This is a genomic window from Lysinibacillus sp. NPDC093692 (assembly GCF_050280125.1).
GTDB lineage: Bacteria > Bacillota > Bacilli > Bacillales_A > Planococcaceae > Lysinibacillus.
The window spans coordinates 17,986-44,584 of record NZ_JBNNUW010000012.1 but is presented as its reverse complement, the minus strand read 5'-3'; the positions used below and the strand labels follow the sequence as shown (position 1 = coordinate 44,584).

General features: G+C 37.3%; 26 protein-coding genes. 21 read left to right on the top strand and 5 right to left on the bottom strand.

The genetic code is table 11. The annotated features are described in order from the left end of the window. The first annotated feature begins 1 nt into the window (after position 1). The 3 genes from ACQKN4_RS14210 to ACQKN4_RS14200 all read left to right on the top strand — a co-directional run bounded on the left by ACQKN4_RS14210 (position 2) and on the right by ACQKN4_RS14200 (position 3,548). Complete coding sequence (locus ACQKN4_RS14210) at positions 2 to 538, top strand: FixH family protein (RefSeq protein WP_079563799.1); 537 nt, start codon at positions 2 to 4, stop codon at positions 536 to 538. A 122-nt stretch (positions 539 to 660) separates the two neighbouring features. Beyond that, on the top strand, positions 661 to 1,233 hold the full coding sequence (locus tag ACQKN4_RS14205; protein WP_079563798.1) for a TetR/AcrR family transcriptional regulator: 573 nt from the start codon (positions 661 to 663) through the stop codon (positions 1,231 to 1,233). Positions 1,234 to 1,358: 125 nt separating this feature from the next. Beyond that, the gene (locus ACQKN4_RS14200; protein WP_079563797.1) at positions 1,359 to 3,548 is read left to right on the top strand and encodes a YhgE/Pip domain-containing protein; all 2,190 of its coding nucleotides are present in this window, start codon (positions 1,359 to 1,361) and stop codon (positions 3,546 to 3,548) included. Between the two features lie 327 nt (positions 3,549 to 3,875). Here ACQKN4_RS14200 and yhfH read toward each other — a convergent pair whose 3' ends face one another. Beyond that, positions 3,876 to 4,001, bottom strand: coding sequence for a protein YhfH (yhfH, locus tag ACQKN4_RS14195; protein ID WP_012292204.1), 126 nt, complete (start codon positions 3,999 to 4,001; stop codon positions 3,876 to 3,878). 144 nt (positions 4,002 to 4,145) lie between these two features. Here yhfH and ACQKN4_RS14190 point away from each other — a divergent pair, with 144 nt between their 5' ends. From ACQKN4_RS14190 to ACQKN4_RS14155, 8 genes are all read left to right on the top strand, one after another. Next, positions 4,146 to 5,138, top strand: coding sequence for a lipoate--protein ligase (locus ACQKN4_RS14190; protein WP_427483990.1), 993 nt, complete (start codon positions 4,146 to 4,148; stop codon positions 5,136 to 5,138). A gap of 320 nt (positions 5,139 to 5,458) precedes the next feature. Further along, entirely contained in the window at positions 5,459 to 6,163 is a 705-nt protein-coding gene (locus ACQKN4_RS14185; RefSeq protein ID WP_079563795.1) for a response regulator transcription factor, read from the top strand. Next, entirely contained in the window at positions 6,163 to 7,146 is a 984-nt protein-coding gene (locus tag ACQKN4_RS14180; RefSeq protein WP_079563794.1) for a sensor histidine kinase, read from the top strand. Before ACQKN4_RS14185 ends, ACQKN4_RS14180 begins: the two co-directional genes overlap by 1 nt. 11 nt (positions 7,147 to 7,157) lie before the next feature. Beyond that, a complete protein-coding gene (locus ACQKN4_RS14175) occupies positions 7,158 to 7,592 on the top strand; it encodes a hypothetical protein (RefSeq protein ID WP_079563793.1) in 435 nt (144 codons plus the stop codon). A gap of 12 nt (positions 7,593 to 7,604) precedes the next feature. Then, entirely contained in the window at positions 7,605 to 8,381 is a 777-nt protein-coding gene (locus ACQKN4_RS14170; RefSeq protein ID WP_079563792.1) for an ABC transporter ATP-binding protein, read from the top strand. Then, positions 8,353 to 10,287 carry an FtsX-like permease family protein gene (locus ACQKN4_RS14165; protein ID WP_079563791.1) on the top strand — a complete coding sequence of 645 codons (1,935 nt, stop codon included), beginning with the start codon at positions 8,353 to 8,355 and terminating at the stop codon, positions 10,285 to 10,287. Before ACQKN4_RS14170 ends, ACQKN4_RS14165 begins: the two co-directional genes overlap by 29 nt. A 304-nt stretch (positions 10,288 to 10,591) precedes the next feature. After that, positions 10,592 to 12,139 (top strand): fatty acid--CoA ligase family protein, encoded by a 1,548-nt coding sequence (locus tag ACQKN4_RS14160; RefSeq protein ID WP_427483989.1) that lies wholly within the window; start codon positions 10,592 to 10,594, stop codon positions 12,137 to 12,139. Between the two features lie 389 nt (positions 12,140 to 12,528). Continuing rightward, on the top strand, positions 12,529 to 13,176 hold the full coding sequence (locus ACQKN4_RS14155) for a VTT domain-containing protein (RefSeq protein WP_240518380.1): 648 nt from the start codon (positions 12,529 to 12,531) through the stop codon (positions 13,174 to 13,176). A gap of 241 nt (positions 13,177 to 13,417) precedes the next feature. On the opposite strand, the gene ACQKN4_RS14150 is transcribed toward ACQKN4_RS14155, so the two are convergent. The 4 genes from ACQKN4_RS14150 to ACQKN4_RS14135 are packed head-to-tail and all read right to left on the bottom strand — an operon-like array spanning position 13,418 to position 16,086. Further along, positions 13,418 to 14,122: a hypothetical protein gene (locus tag ACQKN4_RS14150; RefSeq protein WP_079563788.1), complete on the bottom strand. Its 705-nt coding sequence runs from the start codon at positions 14,120 to 14,122 to the stop codon at positions 13,418 to 13,420. Beyond that, positions 14,119 to 14,838: a hypothetical protein gene (locus tag ACQKN4_RS14145; protein WP_427483988.1), complete on the bottom strand. Its 720-nt coding sequence runs from the start codon at positions 14,836 to 14,838 to the stop codon at positions 14,119 to 14,121. The genes ACQKN4_RS14150 and ACQKN4_RS14145 overlap by 4 nt, the downstream gene beginning before the upstream one ends. After that, the gene (locus tag ACQKN4_RS14140) at positions 14,822 to 15,715 is read right to left on the bottom strand and encodes an ATP-binding cassette domain-containing protein (RefSeq protein ID WP_079563786.1); all 894 of its coding nucleotides are present in this window, start codon (positions 15,713 to 15,715) and stop codon (positions 14,822 to 14,824) included. Before ACQKN4_RS14140 ends, ACQKN4_RS14145 begins: the two co-directional genes overlap by 17 nt. Continuing rightward, complete coding sequence (locus tag ACQKN4_RS14135; RefSeq protein WP_079563785.1) at positions 15,712 to 16,086, bottom strand: GntR family transcriptional regulator; 375 nt, start codon at positions 16,084 to 16,086, stop codon at positions 15,712 to 15,714. The genes ACQKN4_RS14140 and ACQKN4_RS14135 overlap by 4 nt, the downstream gene beginning before the upstream one ends. A 458-nt stretch (positions 16,087 to 16,544) precedes the next feature. Here ACQKN4_RS14135 and ACQKN4_RS14130 point away from each other — a divergent pair, with 458 nt between their 5' ends. From ACQKN4_RS14130 to hisD, 10 genes are all read left to right on the top strand, one after another. Next, positions 16,545 to 17,774: an EAL and HDOD domain-containing protein gene (locus tag ACQKN4_RS14130; protein WP_079563784.1), complete on the top strand. Its 1,230-nt coding sequence runs from the start codon at positions 16,545 to 16,547 to the stop codon at positions 17,772 to 17,774. A 640-nt stretch (positions 17,775 to 18,414) separates the two neighbouring features. Next, a complete protein-coding gene (locus ACQKN4_RS14125) occupies positions 18,415 to 19,263 on the top strand; it encodes a YitT family protein (protein ID WP_079563783.1) in 849 nt (282 codons plus the stop codon). A 52-nt stretch (positions 19,264 to 19,315) separates the two neighbouring features. Beyond that, positions 19,316 to 19,633 carry a cytochrome c551 gene (cccB, locus tag ACQKN4_RS14120; RefSeq protein ID WP_427483987.1) on the top strand — a complete coding sequence of 106 codons (318 nt, stop codon included), beginning with the start codon at positions 19,316 to 19,318 and terminating at the stop codon, positions 19,631 to 19,633. Between the two features lie 260 nt (positions 19,634 to 19,893). Beyond that, a complete protein-coding gene (gene hprK, locus ACQKN4_RS14115; protein ID WP_349661884.1) occupies positions 19,894 to 20,829 on the top strand; it encodes an HPr(Ser) kinase/phosphatase in 936 nt (311 codons plus the stop codon). Positions 20,830 to 20,881: 52 nt separating this feature from the next. Then, a complete protein-coding gene (gene lgt, locus ACQKN4_RS14110; RefSeq protein ID WP_079563780.1) occupies positions 20,882 to 21,703 on the top strand; it encodes a prolipoprotein diacylglyceryl transferase in 822 nt (273 codons plus the stop codon). Positions 21,704 to 21,715: 12 nt separating this feature from the next. Beyond that, the gene (gene ppaX, locus ACQKN4_RS14105) at positions 21,716 to 22,357 is read left to right on the top strand and encodes a pyrophosphatase PpaX (RefSeq protein ID WP_079563779.1); all 642 of its coding nucleotides are present in this window, start codon (positions 21,716 to 21,718) and stop codon (positions 22,355 to 22,357) included. Positions 22,358 to 22,361: 4 nt separating this feature from the next. Continuing rightward, positions 22,362 to 22,904, top strand: a complete 543-nt coding sequence (locus ACQKN4_RS14100; protein ID WP_079563778.1) for an acyltransferase — start codon at positions 22,362 to 22,364, stop codon at positions 22,902 to 22,904. 569 nt (positions 22,905 to 23,473) lie between these two features. After that, positions 23,474 to 24,646, top strand: a complete 1,173-nt coding sequence (locus ACQKN4_RS14095) for an ATP phosphoribosyltransferase regulatory subunit (RefSeq protein ID WP_427483986.1) — start codon at positions 23,474 to 23,476, stop codon at positions 24,644 to 24,646. Then, a complete protein-coding gene (hisG, locus tag ACQKN4_RS14090; RefSeq protein ID WP_427483985.1) occupies positions 24,639 to 25,262 on the top strand; it encodes an ATP phosphoribosyltransferase in 624 nt (207 codons plus the stop codon). Before ACQKN4_RS14095 ends, hisG begins: the two co-directional genes overlap by 8 nt. Positions 25,263 to 25,324: 62 nt before the next feature. Further along, positions 25,325 to 26,599: a histidinol dehydrogenase gene (gene hisD, locus ACQKN4_RS14085; protein ID WP_427483984.1), complete on the top strand. Its 1,275-nt coding sequence runs from the start codon at positions 25,325 to 25,327 to the stop codon at positions 26,597 to 26,599.

Here is a 26,599-nt window from a genome sequence, read left to right as displayed (position 1 = left end):
CGTGAGAAAATGGTTATTGGCATTAATAGTAGCAGTACCTGTATTATTGGTTGGATGTGGAGAAAAGAAAGAGCAAACAACTTTGAAAGAGCCAGAAGTGCCTCAAATTCCAGAGGTTGAAATTTTAACACCAAAAGAAGTAGCAATCAATGAAACGATTGAACTTGCTGCGCAAGTTGAACAAGGTGGCAAAAAAGTTGATGATGCAGTTGTAAAATTTGAGGTATGGGAATCTGGTAAACGTGATGAAGGGCAAATGATTGACGGTAAATTAGAGAAAGATGGCGTTTACAAAGCGGAGACTAAGTTTGACCACGATGGAGTATATTATATGTATGCTCATACGACGGCAAATGGTGTTCATAATATGCCGAAGCAACAAATTACTGCTGGAAGCCCAGATATGACGAAAGTTTTACCTGAAGATGAAAAAGCAAATAACAACAGCATGGATCATAACATGATGGATCACGGTAATGATAAATCAGAGGGTGCTGAGCATAGTGATCACGAAAAAAGTGAAAAAAATCACAATTAAATGCTTGCATTATTTTTAAAATAGGAATATGATAATGACCAGATGACCGAAACGGTTTTCTGGTCATTAACATTTTCGTGTACAAAGGCATGTACATAATAGAACAGGAAAGGATGTTACTAATGGATCGTAGGCAGGAAATTCTTGAAGCAGCTACAAAATCCTTTACATTGTTTGGGTACAAGGCGACAACAATGGAGCAAGTAGCTAAAATTGCGAATGTCGGTAAAGGGACGATTTACACATTCTTTGCAAATAAAGAAATTTTATTTCAAGAGATAGCTATGTCACTTGTACGAGAGATGCAAGCAGAAGCGGATGCAGTGCTGGATGCATCAGCTAGCTTTATGGACAATGCGCACAATGCTTTAATGAGAATGCTACATTTCCGTGAAAAACATCTTTTATTTGCGAAGCTATTAGAGGAGGAAAAGGAACTACGAACGCCAGCAGTTAAACAAGCTCTAGTTCGCATTGAGAATGAAATTTTATCCTACGTTACTGAATTAATTCAAAGACGTATCGTAAAAGGAGAAATTAGAGACTGTGATGCAGAATTAGTAAGCTTTCTGTTGCTAAAGGCGTATCTAGCATTTGTCGTTGATTGGCATGAGCTACATGGTGAAATTATTCCAGAAGAAAAGATACTAAATCTTTTCAAGGAAACAATCTTCCGTGGACTAATTTTAACTTGATTTGGCCGAGATAAAAAGAGAAGCAATGACAATCTAGAGTTTTTACCCACTTGAAAAAATTTTTTTTTTGAATAAAAATGACCGACTGACGTTTTCGGTCAATATTATAGGAGTGAAGAAAACGTATGATTAAAGCTGAGTGGCTGAAAATCTTAAAAACAAGAAAAATGCTTGTTTCAATAATCGCTGTATTATTTATTCCAGTGATGTACGCAGGTATGTTTTTATGGGCATTCTGGGATCCATATAAAGGCCTTCCGAATTTGCCAGTAGCTGTTGTCAATGAAGATAAGGGCGCTGAAATGGAAGGAGTTAAATTAGATTTAGGGAACGAATTAGTTGATAAGCTTGTCGAGAGTAACGAGTTTAAGTTTGTTGAAGTATCCAAAGAAGATGCTGAAAAAGGTCTAAATGGTCGAGATTATTATATGACTCTAGAAATTCCAACAAATTTCTCTGAGCATGCGACTACGTTATTAGATGACAAACCTTCTAAATTAGTCATGAATTATATTCCAAATGAAGGATTAAACTTCCTTAGTGCACAAATTGGTGAATCAGCAATGGAACTAATACGTGCGGAAGTGAATGAACAAGTTTCAGCAACTTATGCTGAAAAATTATTTGATTCTATTACAACTCTTGGAGATGGCTTTACAGAGGCTGCTGATGGCTCGAATAAGCTAGGTGAGGGTGCAAAAACTTTAGCGAATGGTACAAAAGATTTAAAAGGTTATTTAGAGAAAATAGCATCAAGTTCGGTTGAATTATCGAATGGTGCAGACAAAATTGCTAAAGGTATTGGAGACGCTTCAAAAGGTGCAAATGAATTAAATACTGCTATAGGAAGCATACAAAACGCTACTGGACAGTTATACCCAGGTGCACAGAAAGCAGCATCGGGGGCAACAGAACTTTCGGGCGGTGTGTCACAATATACACAGGGTGTAGCACAACTTCAAGCAGGTATAGCTAAGGTTAGTAATAATCAACCACAAATCACTGCAGGCGCAGCGAAAATTGCAGATAGTGCAGGTCAATTAAATGGTGCAGCAGGCCAATTAAAAGATGGTTCTGCTCAAGTATCAGCTGGTATCAATGAGTTATCTAAACAATTAGAAGGCATGATGGGCTCATTGCCTGAAGAGCAAGCAGCCGTATTAAAACAAACATTAACTAAGCTACAAGCAGGAAGTGCAAGCGTGCATGATGGTTTAGGTGCTTTAACTGCTGGTACAGGACAATTACAAGCTGGTGCTAACGAATTAAGTTCAGGTGCATCGCAAATTGCGGCAGGTCAATCACAAGTGTTAGCAGGTGCAAATGAGTTAGTATCAAAAAGCGGTAAATTAAATCAAGGTGCACAAACTCTTCAAGCTGGTAATGCAACACTTGCTCAAAAATTAGGTGAATTAAATGCAGGTGCACAGAAAGTCGGAGCAGGTTCTAACGCGTTGGCTTCAGGCTTAAATGAGCTAGTAAGTGGTTCAAATAAACTTGCAAATGGTCAATCAACACTTGCATCTAAATCAGGTGAAGTAGCAGAGGGTTCTACAAAGATTGTTGATGGTTCAAGTGAACTTGCAGATGGTCAATCAACTTTATCTGGCAAATTAGGTGAAGCAAGTGAAAAAGCAAAAGAAGTTCATGCAAGCAAAGACACATATGATATGGTAGGTAGCCCAGTTGAGGTTGATAAAGAATCTGTTAACCATGTACCTAACTATGGAACAGGTTTCTCACCATACTTTATTTCTCTTGGTTTATTCGTTGGTGCGTTATTAATCTCTATCGTTTTCCCACTTGTGGAACCAGCGATTCGTCCAAAAAATGGAGCAGCTTGGTTTACAAGTAAAGCTTCAGTTTTAGCAATAGTCGGCTTAATTCAAACTATATTAACAGTGGTTATTGTAAAATGGGGCTTAGGCCTTGAAGTAAACAATTTCGGATACTTCTGCCTAACAGCATTATTAACAAGTTATGTTTTCTTAGCTTTAATTCAAATGTTAGTATCTATTTTCGGTGATCCAGGACGCTTCATGGCGATTGTTGTATTAATTTTACAACTTACAACAAGTGCGGGTACATTCCCACTTGAGTTAATCCCATCACCATTACAAGTATTTAATAAATTATTACCAATGACATATACTGTTTCAGCATTTAAAGCAAGTATCTCAACTGGTGATACATCATTCTTAATGCAAAACTATGGAATTCTAGCAGGTTTCCTAGTAGCATTCTTAGCTATTACTTTCGGTTATTTCATGTTACTACACACAAAACGTTACTCAAAAGTAGCCGAAGAAAACTAAAAAGGAATTTTTTACACCCACCGATATTGGTGGGTGTTTTTTTTATGGTTGAATAATTGACTGACAAAGGAAGAGTTACTCGTTAGCAGGAGAACCTCCCGGGTTGCTTCGAGAACTGATCAGGTACAGGGAAGAACTGTTCGTCTTCAGCAGAAAACAGCTCATATGCAAAAGAGTCATACAAAAAACAGCAGCTGATATGAGCGTATCGGCTGCTGTTTTTAAGTGTAAGAGATTTAATTAAGGGTTCATCAATTAATATGATGAGAGGTGTCATTTTTAGTACGTGTGGGGCACGTATATGACTATTACAGAATAGGCAAATGCTTATAGGTGGTTACATTTTTCACAAGTGTTGCTGTAGCATTCACTTTGTTCTTCAATCTTTTCACCGCATTCTGTACATTGCTTTGCAGGTAGGTTCTTGAAAAATTCAACTACATTTTCTAACATTGTGGACTCCTCCTTTAAGTTCATCTGTACTATTACTGTTTTGATATTTTCTAGTGTATTATAACAGAAGCTTTTCGTCAACACAAAATGCCTAATTTACGTTAAAATAAATATGGATATATTGTGAAGGAGGAAACGTAAATTATGATATTCGTTGATAATAAAGGGATTCATGATCCACGCATTAACCTTGCCATTGAAGAGTATTTATTGAAAACGATGGATGTTGAAAAGGAGCCAGTGCTACTTTTTTACATAAATCAGCCTTCAATCATCATCGGTAAAAATCAAAATACTATCGAAGAGATTAATACAGATTACGTAGAGGATAATGGCATAATCGTTGTACGACGCCTTTCTGGTGGAGGCGCAGTGTATCATGATTTAGGGAACCTCAACTATAGTTTTATTACTAAAGACGATGGCGACAGCTTTATGAATTATAAAAAATTCACGCAGCCTGTTGTAGATGCACTTGCAAAAATGGGCGTTCATGCGGAGCTTTCAGGCCGCAACGACATTTTAGCGGAAGGACGTAAAGTTTCCGGGAACGCGCAGTTTTCTACAAAGGGCCGTATGTTTAGCCACGGCACATTACTGTTTGCTACAGAAATTGATGCTGTAGTATCTGCATTAAAGGTGAAGAAAGATAAAATAGAATCAAAGGGTATTAAATCGATTCGTTCAAGAGTAGCTAATATTTCTGAGTTCTTAAAGGATAAGATGACAGTCGAAGAATTCAGGCTGGAAATTTTAAAATCCATTTTCGGTGGTGAAGAAAATATTCGCTATTATGAGCTAACAGAGGAAGACTGGGCAAATATCCATAAACTATCTGAAGAGCGTTATCAAACATGGGAATGGAACTATGGGAAATCGCCACGCTTTAATATTCAAAAAACACATCGCTTCCCAACAGGAGGCATTGATATTCGCTTAGAGGTGAATAAAGGAATTATTGAAGAAGCATATATTTTTGGAGATTTCTTCGGTGTAGGCGACATGACAGATGTTGAACAACGTTTAGCTGGGACAAACTATGACCGAACTGCAGTTGCTACTGCGTTAGCGGATATTGATATTCCAACATACTTTGGTGGAATTACGACAGAAGAGTTTTTACAATTAATTTATTAAGAGAAGCTTATGAAGAAAATGGCAAGAGTCCTTATTAAAGGTTCAATATCAAAAGAAGAGGATGACATTTGTTAAACATATGCGATGTTTAGATGCTGATTGGAGCGAAGGCTGGACGCCCCTTGGAAGCTTTGCTATAGCGCCTAGTCGGAACGGAAATCACCCTCACGTTATGAGATGCCCCTTATTTAAAGCAGGGGCATTTGGACATAAAAATCTGTAGCTAACGATACATGTTAACTTTTGCTACAAAAGGTTCGCTGACAGTTATGTCAGTGGGCCTTTTTTTGATACAATATAAGATAGAAAGGAGTGTTGGTATGGAGAAGCATCGAATATTTATTGTCGAAGATGATGTAAAGATTGCATCATTGCTCGCAGAAACGCTTAGAAAATATCAATACGAAGTTGAAACGATCAAAGAATTTGATCATCTCGTTGAAGAATTCACAGCATTTAATCCACACATGGTGTTGCTTGATATAAATTTACCTTCGTACGATGGCTACTATTGGTGTCGCCAACTACGTCAACATACAACTTGTCCAATTATTTTTATTTCCGCTCGTTCTGGGGAAATGGATCAAATTTTTGCGCTAGAAAATGGGGGCGACGATTTCATTACGAAGCCATTTAATTATGAGATTGTGCTAGCTAAAATCCGTAGTCACTTGCGTCGTACATATGGCGAATATGCAACAAGACAAGAAGAACGGACAATTAAACAAGGACAGCTCGTTCTTCATTTAGAAAGAATGGAGCTTCATAAAAATGATTTAGAGATCCCACTTCAGAAAAAAGAATGCATCATTTTAGAACTGTTAATGGGAAATGCTCCAAAAGTAGTGGCGCGTGAGCAACTGTTAGAAGAGCTTTGGGATGATCAGGCATTTGTCGATGAAAATACATTGAACGTCAATATGACACGAGTGCGCAAAAAGCTAGCTGATTATCAAATTATGTCTTCTATAGAAACGGTGCGCGGAGCAGGTTATCGCTTTAATTTAAGTGCAGGTGAGTTATAGTGGGCTGGAAATTATTTTTGCGTGATTACGCATCGTTCATTGTATTCCAGTTCTTACTAGTCGGTTTTATTATGGTTTTATATTGGTTGGACGGCTTTCGAAATGTTGATACTGCTATATACTCCTTCTGTATTAGTTTAGTGTTATTAGCATCGTTTTTAATTATCCGTTATTTAATGCGTCAACGTTATTTGATCAAAATATCGCAGCTACCTAAAACGATGGAGGACGTATTGCAAAAAAATGCTAAAACACCTGAGGCGATACAAGCTGAAAAATATATGCATGAACTATATCGACTATATAAGCACGAGCTTCAATCGTTATATGCTGGACAAAAACGACATGATCAGTTTATGAATCAATGGGTGCATCAGATGAAAACACCAATTTCTGTTATTGAGCTCTTATTACAGGATGAGCGTCCTCTTGATAAAAAGAATGTACAGGAGGAAATTGACCGCCTGCGTAGAGGCTTGGATATGGTGTTAGTGAACGCTCGATTAGAAAATTTTGAAGAAGATATGCAAGTAGAACAGATTGCCTTAAAAACGATTGTTACGGCAACTGTAAATGAAAATAAACGTTTATTTATTACGAAGCGTGTCTTCCCAGAAATTCATATTGAGGACGATATTATCGTAGCAAGTGATTCAAAATGGCTTCACTTTATTATCGGGCAATTCGTCACAAATGCGGTTAAATATACGTTTGAGGCGAATAAAAAAATAGTGATTACTGCCGTTAAAAAGGATGGCCACGTACAATTAGCCATTTGTGATGAAGGTATTGGTATTCCTGCTTCCGATCTTTCTCGTGTCACTAAAGCTTTCTTTACTGGTGAGAACGGGCGTAAAACTGGGGAATCCACAGGGATGGGCTTATATTTAGCGAAAGAAATCTGTGAAAAACTCGGTCACGAATTAAACATTACATCAGAGGTAGCGAAAGGAACAGTTGTTACAGTGACATTTACGAATTAGGGGGATCGGAAATGACAGAGGTATGTTTGGCTGAATGGGTTTTACATGTAGAGACAGAGAAAACAGAAGCATTATACGAATCACTTAACGAAGTTTGTGAGTGTTTATCCTGCAAAAATTTTCGTAAGGCTAGTCTTTTGCTTAATGAAGAAGTCATGCATTTTTCGAATAAGCTTGGGCTAGACTTATATAAACCAACTTTACTTAACGCTTTTCCTGTAGAAGGTGAACAAGTGATGTACAGTGGACATTATATGATTTGTGGAGAAGTAATTGAAGGTGAAATAGATGCCTGGGATGTAATTGTTGGTTCGCATTGCTTTAGTCTAGTGGAGGAGGATGGTAATACGCCAGCTGAATGTTTAACGGAGCCGTATTTTCAAATTGGCTTTGAAGTAGTATTGCAGTGGCTTTTACCAGAATCTATGGAATTAATGAAGAAATAAGGTGAACAAGATATGCCTATTTTACAAATAAAAGACGTGACAAAGGTGTATGAAGGTAAAGTAACCCATCGTGCGCTAAGTCAACTAAGCTTTGAGGTGGAGGAAGGCGAGTTTTTAGCAGTCATGGGTCCATCAGGAAGTGGAAAAACAACATTATTAAATCTCATTTCTACGATTGATGAACCAACGAGCGGAGAAATCATTTTAGATGACATGAATCCTCATATGCTGAAAGCAACTGAGCTAGCCTACTTTAGAAGAAGGCAGCTTGGTTTTGTTTTTCAGGATTTTAATCTTTTGCATATGCTCACAGTGGAAGAGAATATTGTGCTGCCACTGACTTTAGACCAACAACCATTAGAAGTAATGGAGGAGCGTCTTGCAAGTATTGTGGAAAAGCTCGATTTAACTTCATTCTTGCATAAACGCCCAAATGAAATATCAGGTGGACAAGCGCAAAGAACAGCTATTGGTCGGGCACTTATTCATAACCCGAGTCTCATTTTAGCAGATGAGCCGACCGGGAATTTGGATTCGAATTCTTCGCGTGATGTACTTGAGCTTTTAACAAAAATCAATCAGGAAAGACGAACAACGATTGTCATGGTAACACATGATCCAATTGCAGCTAGCTACTGTGACCGCGTGTTATTTATTAAAGATGGAGAATTCTTTAATGAAATTTACAAAGATGATCGTCGTCAAATGTTTTTCCAGCGAATATTAAATGTGTTGAGCTTACTAGGAGGAGGACAAGTAGGTGACCTTTCGACAATTCGCTTACCGTAATGTCGTACGGAACAGCCGTATATACGGCGCCTTTTTCATGGCAAGCTTTTTTTCTGTGGCTGTGTTTTTTATCTATTCAATGCTCATGTTTCATCCGGATATTGAAAGTGGAATTTTAGGAGAGGCATCGTTAATTGGGATGGTTGGTGCGGAAGTCGTACTCGTCCTTTTTACATTATTCTTTTTATATTATTCGATGAGTGCTTTTTTAGAGGCGAGATCACATGAGTTTGCAATTTTACTACATTTAGGAATGGAAAAACGCCAGATGAATAAGCTTGTCTTTTTGGAGACAATGATTATTGGATCGGGTTCTATTTTTGTTGGGATTGTATTTGGTTTTTCGTTTTCGAAATTCTTTTTCATGATTGTGCGGGAAATTTTACATTTAGATAGTTTACCCTTATATGTTTCATGGCAGCCTTTTTTACTAACGATAGGTGTTTTCACAAGTGCTTTTGTGGTCATTTCTTTTATTAGTGTATATTTTACACGTGAAAGAAAATTGCGCGATCTCCTTAAGGGAAATGACTATTTAAATAGTGTTTCAACCTATTCAAAAATTCGTGCTTTAATTGGTATTACCCTTATTTTATCGTCATACGTATTATCAATTATCGTAGCAAAAACAACTTTGATTGGTTTAACAATAGTAATCCCGTTTTTAGCAACCTTTGGAACATATTATTTTTTCAGAGATTCTTTACCTTGCTTTTTAGATAAAGCACGGGGAAAAAGGAAATTTCATTGGCAACGCTATCGTCTTCTTTCGTTAGCTGAGCAAACACATATTATGATGGACAATGTGAAAATGTTTTTTGTAGTAACGATGGTGTCAACTATGGCCTTTTTATCGATTGGTGTTTTAGCAACAATGTCATCATATACAATACAATATGATCGTATAAATCCACTAGGGCTTGTCTATAAGGGAGATGGCGACAATCCATATGAGCGAAATCATATCGCCTCTTTACGTATGGAATTAGAGGAAAAGGGCTTGTCCTATCATTTATCTCGCTTTGTTGTTATCAAGCAAACCTCTTCCTATACTCACAATGAGGTTGAGGTGTTTAGGGAATCAGATATGAATGTATTGCTTTCTTCCTATAGTTATCCATTACTTGATATGGCTAAAGGAGAGGCAGTGTTTATTCCATATTCGGAAGAGTCTCTAAAGAAACTAAAAAATAAAGTTGTGCATACAGTTTTAGAGGAAAATTCTATCCCGATCACCATCGATAGTGTATATCCTAAAATAGTATTCCCAGGGTCTATTGTTAGTGTTAATTCTATCGTGATCAGCGATGAGGATTTTGTAAAGCTCATAAAGCCGATTGCCAATAAAAACGTTGCGCAGCCAACCTATCATTTATTTACCTTCTATATTCCTCAGTGGATGCAAACAAAAAATATTGGTAAGGAAATAAATGAGTTACAAGCGTCTCTATATTTTTCAAAGAAAAATAAATTTAGCCCATTTTACTTTGAAAATGCAGGATTAAATTATTCTTATATATTAGCTACTTATTCTTTATTCACATTAGTAGGGGTTTTAGTAGCAACGGTATTTTTATTAGCAGCAGGTAGCTTCGTTTACTTTAAACTGCATACTTCTCTTGAAAGAGAAAAGCGTAAATTCGATGTCTTAAAGCGAATGGGCTTAACAGATACGGAGCTCAAAAAGCTTGTGAATCGTCATTTATTCCCGCAATTTTTCTTACCATGGGGTGTTGCAATGATGCACAGCCTCTTTGCTTTTCTTATGGTTCAAGGTGTTTTGAAGGATATTGCTAATATTTCCATTGCAAAAGAAGTTGTCTTATCTTTTAGCTTTTTTGTGTTAATACAAGTAGTCTATTTTTACTTGATTCGTTGGCGTTACATCTCGCATATACGTTCGTAGAAAAAACGTACAAAAGAGAAAAAAATGAGTTATTTGACGTAAATTATGACATGAGATAAAAAGTTTCGTTGTTTTTTTAATATATTTCTTATATAATGTTACTGAATGATGATTCATTTTGTCTTTATTTAGTAGATTTAGGTGATGAGATGGATGGGGTGTGTTTCCTTTTCAAAGGAAGTCCAAACATCTACTGAATGAAGATAAGCCTCCGGCGGATGTCACGGATTGTTTATCTGCGCGAAAGCGAAGCGTCAGCGTCAATGCGCCAAGGCGAAATTGATACGATAAGGGGATGGTGTAATTGAATTTAGTTTCAAGTGTTCGTCAGCAAGCATTAGAGCAACCGGATAAAATTGCGTATCATTTTATGGGGAAAGATACGACTTACGGTGAGTTTGAACACACAGTTGGTCGTTTTGCAAAGGGATTACAACAATTAGGGGTAGAAAAAGGGGACCATGTGGCGTTTTTACTCGGCAATACACCACATTATTTAATTTCGTTATATGCAACAATGAGTATTGGGGCAACAGCAATTCCGATTAATCCAATCTATACACCGGATGAAATTTCGTATATTTTGCATAATGGGGATGTAAAAGCTGTTATTGCACTTGATGCGCTTCTTCCATTAGTAGAAATGGGTGTACATGCTTTTCCAAATGTAAAAACATTTGTTGTTTGTGAAACAACAGCAGATGTTACTGAAAAAGTAACTACTTTATCCGATGAGGCAAAATCAAAAATTCATTTATTTTCACAAGTGATTGCTAGTGTATCAGAATCTTGCCAACCAGTAGAAGTAGCTGACGAAGATAATGCAATTATTTTATATACTTCAGGAACGACAGGTACTCCGAAGGGGGCAATGCTGACGCATGGCAATGTCTATTCGAATGCACGAGATGTTGCGCATTATCTAGGCTATAGAGCGAATGACCGTATTATTGCAACTTTACCAGTGTTCCATGTATTTGCGTTAACGGTCGTCGTCAATGCACCTTTATTGAGTGGAGCAACAGTTTTACTTGTACCACGCTTCAGTCCAACAGAAATCTTTAAACTTACGAAGGAACAAAAGGCAACAGTCTTCGCCGGTGTGCCAACTATGTATAATTTCTTGTATCAATTACCTGAAGGCAATCCTGAAGATTTCTCAACAGTTCGCTTAGCAATTTCAGGAGGTTCATCTTTACCTGTAGCACTCTTACATAATTTCGAGAAGAAATTTAATGTGCGTGTTTCAGAGGGGTATGGCTTATCAGAAGCTTCACCAGTAACATGCTTTAACCCATTGAATCGTGAACGTAAGGCAGGTTCTATTGGGGCATCCATATCCAATGTTGAAAATAAAGTGGTCGATGTTAATGGACAAGAAGTGCCCGTTGGCGAAGTAGGAGAGCTAATTGTACGAGGGCCTAACGTTATGAAGGGCTATTATAAATTGCCTGAAGAAACGGCTATGGCTATACGAGATGGCTGGTTATACACAGGGGATTTAGCTAAAGTTGACGAAGAAGGGTACTTTTACATCGTTGACCGTAAAAAAGATATGATTATTGTAGGCGGATTTAACGTATATCCAAGAGAGGTTGAAGAAGTACTCTTTGCACATAATAATATCGTTGAAGCGGCAGTTGTAGGTTTCCCAGATCCTAACTTAGGTGAGGCAGTTCATGCATATGTTGTCTTAAAAGATGAAGCTGCAACTTCAACAGAAGACCTTCTCGCATACTGTGCAAAACATATGGTGAAATACAAGGTTCCTAAAGTAATTGAGATTATAGATGAATTACCGAAAAATACGACAGGCAAAATTTTACGCCGTTCATTAAAAGAAAAAGTATAAGAAACTGTAGCTACTATTGAAAAATAGTAGCTTTTTTTATCTCGCATAAATGAACAGTTAGATTCACATTTCAAGATTCAAGAGAAGCCTGTGCGAAAGCGAAGCGTCAGCAACAAAGCGCCCAGTCGGAACGGAAATCAACCACACATTTTTGTGATGATCCAATATTACAGCAATGTAAAAAAGTATGACCATTTATTTAAATAGTTGAGTGTATATGACTGTAAGTGATAAAATCAAACTTATGAAATCTACATACTTTTTAAAGGCTTGTCATATAGTGTTGAAGAAGTAACACCACAGCCTGTCAAGAAGAATGGAACCCTTTGGTGTCTAGCTACGTCAAAGCCTTTAGAAAATTAAATTGAAAGAGAGCATATGGAAAAATGATAGAACTCATCAAAGAGTTAATTAGTTTTATTATGCATATTGATGTGCATTTAGAAGAAATCATTCGTGAGTTTGGTAATTTGAGTTATTTCGTCTTATTTGCAATTGTTTTTGTTGAAACTGGTGTCGTAATTTTCCCATTCCTGCCAGGTGATTCATTGCTTTTTGCTAGTGGTACATTGGCAGCAGCAATGGGCGCGTTTAACATGTGGATATTAATTCCTGTGTTTTTAGCAGCTGCAATTTTAGGGGATACGATGAATTATCATATTGGTCATAAAGTTGGGACATCCATTCCACCAAAGAGCTTCCTTGGTAGAGTCGTTAAAAAAGAACGTATGGAGGCAGCAGAAAAGTTCTTTAATAAGCATGGTGGAAAAACGATTGTCATCGCACGTTTTATGCCTTTCATCCGTACATTCATCCCATTTGTTGCAGGGGCTAGTAAAATGAAGTATGGCTACTTCATATTGTATAATGTTGTAGGTGCAGTGTTATGGGTGTTCAGCTGTACATTACTAGGTTATTTCTTTGGTAATATACCTATTATTAAAGACAACTTCTCAACAGTTTTAATATTAATTATCTTAATTTCAGTAATACCAGCCGTAATTGGTGTTATTAAATCAAAAGTAAGTGGAAAATAAAAGGACGGTCCAAAAGTGATAGAAGATCACTTAGGACTGTCCTTTTTTATTCATCATTATTATGAAAGTTCTTTTCTGTACGAAAGCTAGTGTTAACATAGCGACAGATGTTATCACGGGACTTGATACTCAGCCTTCTTGCCCTATTCGTTTGCGTTTTAGGCTATCGTCTGGAACGCTGATTCTCAAGCGAGTGTCATTTGCGCTTTAACGCTATTTATTGGGGATGATCTATTTTTTACTATTCTAAATAATAGATAAGACCTTGAGAATCTTCTATTTCTGTACCGCGTGGTATGTCGATAACTATAAAATTTGAATAGGAATTATCCATTTCGTATCGTTCTGCTCCTCGATTAAAATCTAAGAAACCTATTGTTGCTTTTAAACGATTATAATTTACTTGTTGTTTAGAAAAAGATTCAATAAATAACTGGTTTTGTGCCACATATACATCAGGCAGTGGTACTTCGTCAGAAAGATCGACACCATTTACTATGAAAGGAAATTGATAATAGGTAATAAGAGCTTTCCCCGATTCAATATTGTCATTATAACGTTGTCGAATATTCAAGCTTAAATTATTGTCATCATTATTTATTACAACAGGTAATGTATCTCCATCAAAGTTAATTTCCCATGTTTTCTTTTTGTAGTCTGAAGTTAAATACGAAGAATTGAATTCTTGATCATACTTTGGGATTTGATCAAATTTTTTCTCAACTTGTTTAATATCAGAAGAAGAAAGTACTGGTATTTTTGAATCTGAAAAAAAGCTAATATAAATGAAAGCAGTAAGTCCAAGAATGATATAACTAGTAATGCCAATCATAATACGCTTTGGTGTCCAAATTCTTTTAGTTTTTTTACCTAATTTACTTAGTATTTGAAAAATAGCAATTACGAGTAGTATTGAAGTAAAAAAGAATATTGTAGTTACTATCATTTACGAGACACCTCCGATTTATTTGCAATCCAAATAGTGAGGCAAAAGCATAGTGTAGCCACAAGTAAACAAAGAACACTAATCATAAGATTTGGTAGCATCATTAGAGGAATAATGTTTGGTGTCATAAAAATGTAAATAAAGCTAAACACCATAAAAGTAGATAGAAATATTTTTATCACTACGGGCCCTTTGAAGCTGGTGCCAAATAGTAAGCCGAGTGCACCAAATAAACAAATGCTACTGAAGCATAATATGAATGTTGATGGTGAAATAAATAGACCTTCTGTTACAAAAGATTTCTTTTCCACTAACAAAATCCCTAATACTTGTAAATAGTAAGTCGAAATCATAATGATGACTGCAATAAAACTGTACATGATCATGACAAATATATTTGCGATGGTGCTTGATGTCCGACTAGAAATAACGGATAAATCATCAACTCGATACGCTTTTGTGGTAAAAAGAAGCGCTACGATAAATGCCCAAATGGCTGAAACAATAAGAAACGTATCGAGTGAATAAATAGAAAATCGAACATCTAAATTTCCATGCCCATGACCAGAAGAGGCACTTCCAGAGCTAGATGTTAAAACGCCAAAAATGATTTGTACAATAACTAAGGAGCTAAGGGCAGAAATATTTAATTTTGCTTTCCATTTCACTTGTTTTTTGACAATTGTTTTAAGTGAAATATTAGTCAAAGATTGCATCAATATCACGTCCTTTTTTATTTGTTAAATACATGCAAACTTCACTTGCAGTAAGGGTTGATACTTTGATGCCTTTTGTTCGAAGTATTTCTTCTGAGACGAATAGTTTACTAGCACCTACTACAGCTGAGGTCATCCCAGCCACAATCTTTTGAGCGTAAACTTCCGTCTCAGAGAGCAGATCCGCAAGTTCATCACTTGGTCCGCTAAGTGATATGAGCTGTTCCTTAAATTCATCCAATGGCGCGTGGGCAATGACAGAGCCTTCATCTATTAATAAAATTTCTTCTAAGATAGATTCCATCTCTTGTAAATGGTGACTAGTAATTAAAAATGTCCGTGGAAATGCTAGGTATTCCTTTAAAATTGCTCTGTAAAAATCTGTACGAATCACTTCGTCCATACCATTCATCGGCTCATCTAAAATGGTTAGTGCACAGCGACTTACTAATCCGTAAACAAGATTAAAGGTTGCCAATTGACCTTTAGATAGTTGCTGGTGTTTTGCTGTAAGATCGATACCCGCATAATCGAGCATGCGATATGCTAATTCATTTTGCCAATTAGGATAAAAATCAGCGCCCATCTTAAGAATATCTTCGAGCGACAAGTATTCTGAGAAGCTTAATTGATCATCGATAAAAATCATATTGGCAGCTGTTTGAATATTATTAAAGGGATTTTCATTAAACACTTTACATGAACCAGTCGTAGGCTTTAGATAGCCTGCAAAAATATTTAGTAATGTCGACTTACCTGCACCGTTGAGACCAATAATGCCGATAATTTTTTCTGCATCAATAGCGCAGGTTACACGTTGCAGTGCTTGACGACGTCCAAAGCTTTTAGATAACTCCACACATTGAATAATATTCATTCCAATCCCTCCTGTGTTTTTCGAATAAGTACTAGCAATTCTTCATCAGATACAAGTAATCGTTTTGCCTCTAATACGATCTCTTGTGCCATTTTGGTCAATATTTCGTTTCGACGTTTCAACAAAATGCGTTCCTTTGCATCCATAGTGACAAACATTCCTAACCCCCGTTTTTTATATAAAAGTTGCTCTTCTAGTAAAATTGTCAATCCTTTACCAGCTGTGGCAGGATTTATATTGAATAACTCAGCTAGTTGGTATTGTGAATAGACTTTCTGGTCTGCCTGTAATCGATCGGCAATGATTTCGTGCTGTAGCCATTCAGCAATTTGGATATAAATCGGTGTTGTACCATCTAGATGAACGTGCATCGAAAAACCCCCTTTCGTTGCTACAATATATAGTGCATTAGTGTTGTAATGTACTGTACACCGAAATTTGGTAAATGTCTACATGAAAAGATAATATTTTACAAATCTATAAGAGTGAATTTAAAAAAGGTAGATCGGAAAAATGAATAATATTTTATTGTGAGTAAATTGGAGTTTTGGGTAACGATTTTTTGAAACTCATCGACGAGAGTTGAGGATGACACATAATGAGATGTGGATTAGAGACTAGGAGACTCCTTAGGGATAGCATCATAGTGGCTCATCGTACGCCACCAACTGGAACGAAAATCACTATGCTATTTGGGTGATTTATTTTATTGTATATAATGTTAATTATTGTTAGTCAATTTTTAGACAGTTACTTGAACGATAAGCAGAGAGTACTGAAAAATGCTATAATAATGTTACTAATAACTAGAGAAATGGGGGGCGACGAAATGGAAGTATTTATCGGCAGACAGCCAATTTTTAACCTTCAGGAACAAATCGTTGCATATGAATTATTATATCGCAGCAAAAACGTGAATGCTTTTCCAATGGTCGATTCAGATGCTGCCACAATTGATGTATTAGTAAACTCATTTCTTTTAATTGGCATTGAAGAGGTAACAAAAGGAAAACCTAGTTTTGTTAATTTTACAGAAAACTTGCTTATGAGTCCTTTAAATGAATACATAAATCCATCGCAAGTTGTTATTGAGATTTTAGAGGATGTCCCTATTACAGCTCAGTTAGTCGAGAGAGTTATTGAGCTCAAATCATATGGGTTTAAAATAGCATTAGATGATTTTATTTTGGATGATCAAGTACAAGTTTATGATGAGTTATTTACTTATATCGATTATATAAAAGTTGACTTTTTATCGTCACCACTACTTGAGCGAATGGAAATAGAAAATAAAGTGAAAGAAAATTTTCCTCACATAAAATTGCTCGCTGAAAAAGTAGAGACACGTAAGCAATTTGAAGTGGCGAAGCATTCTGGCTATGAATTGTTTCAAGGCTATTTTTTTGAACAACCTCAAATAATTACAGCAACCGATATACCTGCGAATACGATTCAATATTTATATATTATTACGCTATTAAAAGAAGAGGAGCCTAATATACAGTTATTGGCGGAAAGTATTGAGCGTGACATTTCATTAACATATAAATTATTGCATATGGTTAATAATTCAGAGTTGCGTTCTAAATCCAAGGTTCGTTCGATAAAACAAGCGATTATATTACTCGGGGTTCCAAATTTACGAAAGTGGATTTATTTATTGGCGATGCGAGAAATTGACAGGAATACTGATAATGATCTGTTTAAAGAAGTTATGCGTACATCTTTATTTAGAGCAAAAGTATGTGAGAAATTAGCCAAGCTTTCCTATAAGAAAAATTTCTCTGAATATTTTTTAGTTGGGATGTTTTCATTAATAGACACTATGTTGCAAAGACCGCTGAATGTTATTTTACAGCAGCTCCCTTTTTCAGAAGACATTACAGCAACGCTTTTAGGTAATCAAACTGAAATGACACCTTATTTGGAATTCAGTTCTGCGTTAGGCAAGTTAGATTGGTCTACATTAGAAAGATTAGCTCCTCAGCTTACTATTGATTTTTCAACTATTGATCTTTTATACAATGAAGCCATGGAGTGGGCAGAAAAGTCTTTATAAAAATAAGAATCAATCATAGTTTTTGTTTAGTGGAATAAGCCGTTAAGTATATATTTTAGTGAAAAGTCAAAAATAAGCTATCTTAAAATATTTTTAAGGTAGCTTGTTTTTATGTTTATAAAGCTTGCCATTAGTTGTTGGAGTGGAGACTGGGCGACTCTTTGGGGATTAGCGATTTAGAGGAACGAAGGCTAAGAGCATCACGTCCTGTGATAACGCCTTCGTGACCAACATCCTGCTGCTGCCGCTACGTTGCACTCACGCTTTCGCGCAAAAGACATTTGTTGGCCCGAGACTCTGCAGCGAGCCTCTCGAGTGAAGAGGCTCATCGGACGCTCCCAGGAAGCTCTGCTCTGCGCGAAAGCGAAGCATCAGCGGCAAATGTTTTAACTGTGCGAAAGCGTAGCGGCAGCAAATGTTTTATCTGTGCGAAAGCGAAGCGGCAGCAACAAAGCGCCCAGTCGGAACGGAAATCAACCACACGTTATGATGATGAATCTAATTGTCATAAGTGTCATACATAATGCAAATTATAAAAATACATGTTCCTTCATCAAGACGAAGTTCTCAATGCGAAAACTATTTGCTATAATCATCTCGTCTTTGAAAAATTCTGAAAGCTGAAGTGGACGTGGGGGAAATGAATCAAATTCATGATGTAAGGGAAAGCATTGTGGAGTATGTGTACGTCATAGTAGGAGCTGCAATTATTGCTATCGGCTTTAATGTATTTTTACTGCCAAATCAAGTAGCTTCTGGCGGAGTAAGCGGAATTAGTACAATTTTAAACGGTTTATTTGGTTGGAATCCTGGCTTAGTACAATATGCATTTAATATTCCATTATTTATAGCAGGTATATTATTACTTGGAAAGAAGTTTGGGATAAAATCGTTTATTGGAACAGTGACATTACCGTTCATTGTATTACTAACGAACAGTTGGAGTCCTTGGACAGATAATCCTTTACTCGGTGCACTATTTGGGGGGATTGTAGTCGGTATAGGAATAGGACTTGTTTTTAAGGGGAATGCTTCTACTGGTGGCACTGATTTACTAGCGCAAATTATTACAAAGTATACTGGAATTACGCTTGGTACAAGTGTACTTTTAATTGATGGGATTATCGCAATTAGTGCAGCAATTGTTTTTGACTTAGAGAAAGGTTTGTATGCCCTGATTGGACTTTATGTCACGACAAAAACGATTGATATTATTCAGCTCGGCTTTAGTCAGTCTAAAATGATTTACATTATTACGATGAAACAAGATGAGGTACGTGATGCCATATATGCCGAGATCAATCGAGGAGTGACAAAGTTGCCTGCAATAGGTGGTTATACAGGGGAAGCTCGACCAGTTTTGATGGTTGTGGTTTACCAAACAGAATTCACAAAGCTGAAACAACTCATTAAAAACGTTGACCCATCAGCGTTTGTGATAGTTTCTAATGCTTATGAGGTGTTGGGAGAAGGTTTCAAACGTGCATAACTTTGGTATAATGTCGGGGAAAGATACTTATTTACTTTGAGGAGGGTCCCTATTGAAAAAGGCAATGTTAACATTAGCTATTGGTTCAGCAATCTTCTTAGCTGCTTGTGGTGGAGGTAAAACGGTAAATGAAGGTTCAAAAACTACTGCACCAGATGGCGAAACAATTGCAATGAAATCTTGTATTACTTGCCATGGTGGTGAACTACAAGGCCAAGGAAATGCACCAAAAATTAATGATGCTGGCTCTCGTTTTTCGGAAGCTGAACTTTTAGATATTATAGAAAATGGTAAAGGTTCAATGCCTTCTGGTATTGTTAAAGGCGAAGATGCAAAAGCAGTTGCTAAATGGCTGGCAACTCAAAAATAAAATGATCATGAAACTAGCGGGGCTGGAGAACCGCTAGTTTTTTTATGTGTAGAAGTTTTTAGTCATGTAGACAGAGTGTAAATATAGTTCTTTTAAACTTAGACATGCTAAAATAAAGTGAAGCTGCAATCAGTAAGCTGATTGCTAGTTGAACCAATCAGGTGTATACAGCTAGTTAATTTCCACGAATAGCGGAAATTTTACTGACTGTTAACACAGACAAAACATATTCAATTCCTTTGAATGGAGGTTACAAAACATTGGTCGTAGTATTAACAAGAGACGTTATGGAGAAATTTAAGTTAGAATTGTTAGCTGGTGAGGAAGGAATAGGAAGAACGATTGTTACGAGTGATATTTCAAGACCAGGGCTTGAAATGGCGGGATATTTTACGCATTATCCTGCAAATCGAGTGCAATTGCTTGGAAAAACTGAACTGTCATTTTTTGAAATGTTACCTGCAAATGTGAAACTGGAACGCATGCGTCTACTATGTTCGCAGGATACGCCAGCTATTATTATTTCTCGGGATTTAGAGGTACCGAAGGAACTTATACAGGCGTCCAATGAAAAACATGTACCTGTATTTAAAACACATATGACAACAACGAAATTTTCGAGTAGACTAACAAACTATTTAGAAGGTCGCTTAGCACCAATGACTGCTGCTCATGGAGTTTTGGTGGATATATACGGCATCGGTGTACTCATTATCGGAAAAAGCGGTGTGGGGAAAAGTGAAACAGCACTTGAGCTTGTCAAGAAGGGGCACCGTTTAGTGGCTGATGATTGTGTAGAGATCCGTCAGGAGTCAGAGAACTTTTTAATTGGTAGTCCACCGCCTCTTTTAGAACATTTACTCGAAATTCGAGGCATCGGTATTATCGATATTATGACCCTTTTTGGAGCAAGTGCGGTACGCCCGTACAAGCGTATTACATTAGTGATCGAATTAGAAATATGGGATCCAGAAAAAGTATATGATCGTCTAGGTTTAGAGGAAGAGAAAATGAAAATCATTGATACTGAATTAACGAAGTTAACGATTCCTGTAAGACCTGGACGAAATGTGTCTGTTATTATTGAAGTAGCAGCAATGAATTATCGTTTGAAAAAAATGGGTGTTAATGCAGCCGAAGAGTTTTCTAGACGATTAGATGAGGTGATTTCATCAGCGGATGAATTAGATGATTAATTGTTCGTTAATAGGATACAATAGCCTATATGATAGATGAGAGGAGTTTAAGATGGATTTATTATTATTAGATATTAATCCGATTGCTTTCCATTTAGGACCTATCCCTGTTCGTTGGTATGGGTTACTAATTGTATCGGGTATTATTTTAGCTTATTTTGTTGGACAAAGAGAGGCTGTTAAGAGGGGCCTACCGGAGGAGTTTCTTGCGGATTTATTACTATGGGCTGTTCCTATATCCATAATATGCGCACGTATTTATTATGTAACGATGCGTTGGGATTATTATAGTGAAAACCCGGGGAAGATTATTGAAATTTGGAATGGTGGTATCGCTATTCACGGTGCACTTATTGGGGCATTTTTGACAGGTTACATATTCACTCGTAGAAGAAATATAAGCTTTTTACGAGTAGCAGATATTGCGGCACCGAGTATTTTAATTGGACAGATAATAGGACGCTGGGGAAATTTTATGAACCAGGAAGCTTATGGTGGTCCGGTATCACGTGAATTTTTAGAACAATTAATGTTGCCAGACTGGATTATTAATCAAATGTATATTGAAGAATTAGGAACTTACGTACATCCTACTTTTTTATATGAATCCGTTTGGAACTTCATTGGGCTAATTATTTTACTAGTATTACGCAAAGTAAATTTAAATCGTGGGGAAATATTCTTCAGCTATTTAATTTGGTATTCAATCGGTCGATTCTATATAGAAGGTATGCGTACAGATAGCCTGTATTTAGTAGGGGATTTACGTTCAGCTCAGGTTGTTTCAATCATAGGCATTGTAGTGGGTCTTGGTGCGATTATTTACCGTCGTATAAAAGTAAAACCCGCAGTGAAATATTTAGATAATAAATAGGGGGTTTGAAAAGTGACTGTAAAAGCATTACTATTTGATTTTGATGGCACATTACTCAATACAAATGATTTAATCATTCAAACATTTATGCATGTTTTAAACGAGCGATTTCCCGGGCAATATTCGCCAAAAGATTGCCTGAAATTCCTTGGCCCGTCCCTAAAACAGACATTTAGTGACATTGCTCCTGGTGAAGAGGAAGCAATGATTACAAAATATCGTGAATATAATGAAGCGCATCACGATGAGCTTGTCACTCAATATCCTGATGTGGTCTCAACTTTAGAGCAATTAAAGGATATGGGCATCAAATTAGCGATTGTGTCTACAAAGCGTAATGGGATGATTGACCGCGGATTATCTGTACTAGGAGCAAATCATTTATTTGATATCCGTATTGGCACGGATGATGTGAAAAATGTAAAGCCTAATCCAGAGCCTGTATTGCTTGCGCTTGAACGCCTTGGAGTAAACAAGGAAGAGGCCATTATGATTGGTGACAATTCCCACGATATTGAGGCAGGACATAACGCTGGAGTTAGAGCAGCTGGTGTCGCATGGGCATTTAAAGGTGAGGAATACTTACAGCAATTCAAGCCGGAATATATGTTACATCATATGACGGATTTATTTGAAATTGTGGAAGCGGGGTAAGTAAATGGCACGTAAAACAGAACGCTATCGTGTCGAAGGGGCAAACTCGCTTTGGAATATTTATGACACGGTGTCCTTTTGGAAGGTGATGAAGTGTTTCATTGTCATTCAAATTGGACGCTTCACACCATTTTTACGTGTGAAAAACTGGTTGTATAGAACTTTTTTAAAAATGGACATTGGTGAACAAACTTCCATAGCTTTAATGGTTATGCCAGATACAATGTTTCCAGAACGTATTCACATTGGTGACAATACCGTTATAGGCTTCAATACGACTATTTTGGCGCATGAATATTTAATAGAGGAATATCGTCTAGGAGATGTTCATATTGGCAATGAAGTAATGGTTGGTGCTAATTCAACGATACTACCAGGTGTAACGATAGGTGACGGTGCGATCGTGTCAGCTGCAACCCTTGTACATAAGGATGTGCCTGCAGGCTGTCTAGCAGGCGGCAATCCTATGCAAATTATTTATTCAGCTGAACAAATGGCGGAACGCAAACGCAATGAAGTAGTGGAATGGTCCACGCCAAAAAAATAATAACATCGAAACTGTGCAAGCTTTGCTGTGCACAGTTTTTTCGTATGGTCACGTATGAAGTTTAATCGCTTTCCAGGAGTGGTACGTGCTATTTTGCTTTTGCATATAAACTTTTAGTTGGCGTTTTCTTTCGCTGCAGAACTATCTGTTGCTATGGGTTTGCTTTTGTACAGACATGCTGAAGTCCGTTTTATCGTTATAAACTATACATGCTATGTGAAGTGGTTGATTGTAGTGGAGACTGGACACCCCCAGGAAAGCGCCCTGTCGGAACGGAAATCAACCACTCGTTTTGCCGAATAGTCATGCTTTATTCAGTTTACCTACACCTTGCTCTGCACAATTTTTGTGTAAAGATTTACTTGTTTAAGGAGAAAAAAGCTTACTCTGTTAATTAAAGTTTAAATTTTTTTATTTTTAAGTATAATTAACAGAATAATCAGTATTGAAATTATTTGATAATTTCGTGGTATTGCATTGACGGAAAAGAAGAAATAAGTTAGAATTCTTTCATAATCTAATTCTCTAACACTCTAGTGAGTTAAAGTGAATCGTAAGGAAGTGTCAAAATGTCGTCGATTAAAATGTTTGAAAAACCACTTGGAATGCGCGATACATTTCCACAAATATTCGAAAAGGTAGAGACTGTTAGAAATACTGGACGAGACTTTTTATGCCGAAGAGGCTATGAATTTATTAAAACACCTGCAGTAGAGTATTTCGATACAGTCGGTAAAGCATCTGCAATAGCCGATGCGCATTTATTTAAATTAGTAGATAGCCAAGGCAACACGTTAGTATTACGACCTGATATGACAACACCGATTGCACGCGTGGCAACCTCGAAACTATTAAAAGAGATGATCCCAGTACGTCTCGCCTATTTTGCTAGCGTCTTTCGAGCACAGGAAGCGGAAGGTGGACGTCCGGCAGAATTTGATCAAATGGGGATCGAGTTAATTGGGGACAATTCTGTATTTGCTGATGCTGAAGTTATTGTGACAGCTATGGAGTTATTAAAGCATTTTGAATTAGTAAATTTTAAAATGACGATCGGTCATGCAGGTATATTAAATTGTATTTTACAAGATTATACAGAAAGCGTTGAACAACAAAATATACTGCGGGCACTCCTTGTGCAACGTAATTATGTAGGATTTGAAGAAGCGGTGGAATCATTTGATTTACCTAAGGCAAAATCCGATGCATTACTGCAATTTATTGAAGAAGCTATGGATGTTAAAGAAATTCAAGATATTGAAAAATACGTGCGGAAAAATGACGCATTAGAATATATGCAGCAGCTCGCTAAACTACTTGAAATTACAAACTTAGCGGATTATATAGCCTTTGATTTTACACTTTCTAGTCATATGAGCTATTACACAGGCATGTTATTCGAAGTGTTTGCTACCGGCAGTGGCTTTCCATTAGGCAATGGGGGACGCTATGACGGATTGCTGGAGGTATTTGGCTCAAAAGTAGGCGCTACAGGATTTAGTATTCGCGTTGATCGCTTATTAGAAACATTGGATGGGCAGTCTGTCGAACGACAAGAAGCTACAGTCGTGTTATTTGAGGAAGAACAATTTGAAGAGGCGATTGCAAAAGTAAAAACGCTACGAGCAGCTGGTAAACAGGCAACCTTGCAGTTAAGGAGTAGCCTTGTTGAAGAAGAAGCATTTTTAGCACACTTCACAGAAGTAGTGGTTGTGGGACAGGAGGACGTTGACGGTGAATGAATTAACGATTGCTATGCCGAAGGGACGCATCTTTGACGAGGCATACGAGATGCTTATAGAAGCCGGCTTTAATTTACCAGAAGAAGTCGAAATGTCCCGTAAATTAATGCTTGAAATTCCAGAAGAGAAAATCCGTTTCATATTAGCAAAGCCAATGGATGTGCCTGTGTACGTTGAACATGGTGTAGCGGATATTGGTATTGCTGGGAAGGATGTTTTGTTAGAACAGCAACGTGAAGTGCATGAGTTATTGGATTTGAAAATAAGTACTTGTTATATCGCTTCAGCAGGCTTACCTAATACGACAATGAATGAAATTGCACCAAGAATAGCGACAAAATATCCTAATATTGCAATGAAATATTATAAGGGTATTGGCGAGCAGGTTGAAATTATTGAGCTAAATGGTTCGATAGAATTGGCGCCCATGATTGGCTTAGCAGATCGAATTGTTGATATTGTTTCAACAGGCCGTACGCTGAAAGAAAATGGCTTAGTGGAATATGAATTTATTACAGACGTATCATCACGATTAATTGCCAACCCTGTAAGCTACCGCATGAAGAGTGACCGTATTATCGATCTCGTGAAACGTTTAAAGAAATGTGTTAAATAAATCAAGCCTCCTGTTGGAAGGGGCACCTACATGAATTCCTAGATTTAAAGGAGATTAATCCTATGAAAATATTAAAGCTAGAAAAAGGTATTTCCTTAAAGCGACCACTGGAAGGTGGAAATGAGGAACAGTTAAAGGTTGTGCGCCAAGTATTGAAAGATGTTCGTGCACAAGGTGACGCAGCCATACGTTTTTATACAGAAAAATGGGATGGCTTTGCCCCTGACTATTTACGCGTAACGAAGGAAGAGTTAGAAGAGGGCGCTAATACAATTGATCAACGGCTTTATGCTGATTTAACAGAAGCTACTCAAAATATTCGCCTTTATCACGAGCAGCAAAAGCGTTCAGGTTATCGCATGGAGCTTGCAGATGGTTCATGGCTTGGACAACGAATTACTGCTCTCGATGCAGTAGGTCTTTATGTTCCTGGTGGTACAGCAGCATATCCATCATCAGTATTGATGAACGTTATTCCTGCACAAGTTGCTGGTGTCAAACGCATTGTGATGACATCTCCAGCAGGTCGCGATGGAAAATTACCTCCAGGTGTACTTGCGGCAGCGCATATTTTAGGGGTAGAAGAAATATACAAAATCGGTGGAGCTCAGGCGATTGCGGCTCTTGCGTATGGCACAGAGACAATTTCTCCCGTTGATAAAATTACAGGTCCAGGAAATATTTTTGTAGCATTAGCAAAACGTGAAGTATTTGGTGAGGTAGCAATTGATATGATTGCAGGCCCAAGTGAAATTGCGGTGTTAGCGGATGACACAGCGTTTGCTGATGAAATCGCGGCCGATCTTTTATCACAGGCGGAGCATGATAAATTGGCTTGTGCCATTTTAGTAACGACTTCTGAGCAATTGGCTAAAAAAGTAGCTGATGAGGTGAAGAAGCAATTAACGACTTTACCGCGTGAAGAGGTAGCGCGAGCATCGATAGAAAACTTTGGTGCCATTTATGTGGCTGAAACGATGGCAGATGCCATAGATGCGATTAATTCGCTAGCACCTGAGCATTTAGAAATTGTCACAAAAAATGCTGAGGCTGTAGCGGAGCAAGTACGACATGCAGGTGGTATTTTCATCGGTCGTTATAGCTCAGAACCAGTGGGTGATTACTTTGCAGGGACAAATCATGTTCTACCAACGAATAGCACGGCACGCTTTGCAAGTGGTTTAAACGTTGATGATTTTGTGAAAAAATCGAGCGTCGTCTTTTATAGTGAAAAAACTTGGGCAGAAAATGCACCGAAAATTGCACGTCTGGCACGTATGGAAGGTTTAGAGGGTCATGCGCGTGCAGTCGAATCGCGAGGATGGGAAAAGGAGTAG

Bases quoted from the DNA above. Each gene is read 5' to 3' on its own strand.
- ACQKN4_RS14175 (WP_079563793.1), top strand. From the start codon at position 7,158: ATGACAGAGGTATGTTTGGCTGAATGGGTTTTACATGTAGAGACAGAG.
- ACQKN4_RS14190 (WP_427483990.1), top strand. From the start codon at position 4,146: ATGATATTCGTTGATAATAAAGGGATTCATGATCCACGCATTAACCTT.
- lgt (WP_079563780.1), top strand. From the start codon at position 20,882: ATGGATTTATTATTATTAGATATTAATCCGATTGCTTTCCATTTAGGA.
- ACQKN4_RS14095 (WP_427483986.1), top strand. From the start codon at position 23,474: ATGTCGTCGATTAAAATGTTTGAAAAACCACTTGGAATGCGCGATACA.
- ACQKN4_RS14100 (WP_079563778.1), top strand. From the start codon at position 22,362: ATGGCACGTAAAACAGAACGCTATCGTGTCGAAGGGGCAAACTCGCTT.
- ACQKN4_RS14185 (WP_079563795.1), top strand. From the start codon at position 5,459: ATGGAGAAGCATCGAATATTTATTGTCGAAGATGATGTAAAGATTGCA.
- ACQKN4_RS14145 (WP_427483988.1), bottom strand. From the start codon at position 14,838: ATGCAATCTTTGACTAATATTTCACTTAAAACAATTGTCAAAAAACAA.
- ACQKN4_RS14125 (WP_079563783.1), top strand. From the start codon at position 18,415: ATGAATCAAATTCATGATGTAAGGGAAAGCATTGTGGAGTATGTGTAC.
- ACQKN4_RS14205 (WP_079563798.1), top strand. From the start codon at position 661: ATGGATCGTAGGCAGGAAATTCTTGAAGCAGCTACAAAATCCTTTACA.
- ACQKN4_RS14135 (WP_079563785.1), bottom strand. From the start codon at position 16,086: ATGCACGTTCATCTAGATGGTACAACACCGATTTATATCCAAATTGCT.
- ACQKN4_RS14130 (WP_079563784.1), top strand. From the start codon at position 16,545: ATGGAAGTATTTATCGGCAGACAGCCAATTTTTAACCTTCAGGAACAA.
- hisD (WP_427483984.1), top strand. From the start codon at position 25,325: ATGAAAATATTAAAGCTAGAAAAAGGTATTTCCTTAAAGCGACCACTG.
- yhfH (WP_012292204.1), bottom strand. From the start codon at position 4,001: ATGTTAGAAAATGTAGTTGAATTTTTCAAGAACCTACCTGCAAAGCAA.
- ACQKN4_RS14150 (WP_079563788.1), bottom strand. From the start codon at position 14,122: ATGATAGTAACTACAATATTCTTTTTTACTTCAATACTACTCGTAATT.
- ACQKN4_RS14200 (WP_079563797.1), top strand. From the start codon at position 1,359: ATGATTAAAGCTGAGTGGCTGAAAATCTTAAAAACAAGAAAAATGCTT.
- ACQKN4_RS14140 (WP_079563786.1), bottom strand. From the start codon at position 15,715: ATGAATATTATTCAATGTGTGGAGTTATCTAAAAGCTTTGGACGTCGT.
- ACQKN4_RS14170 (WP_079563792.1), top strand. From the start codon at position 7,605: ATGCCTATTTTACAAATAAAAGACGTGACAAAGGTGTATGAAGGTAAA.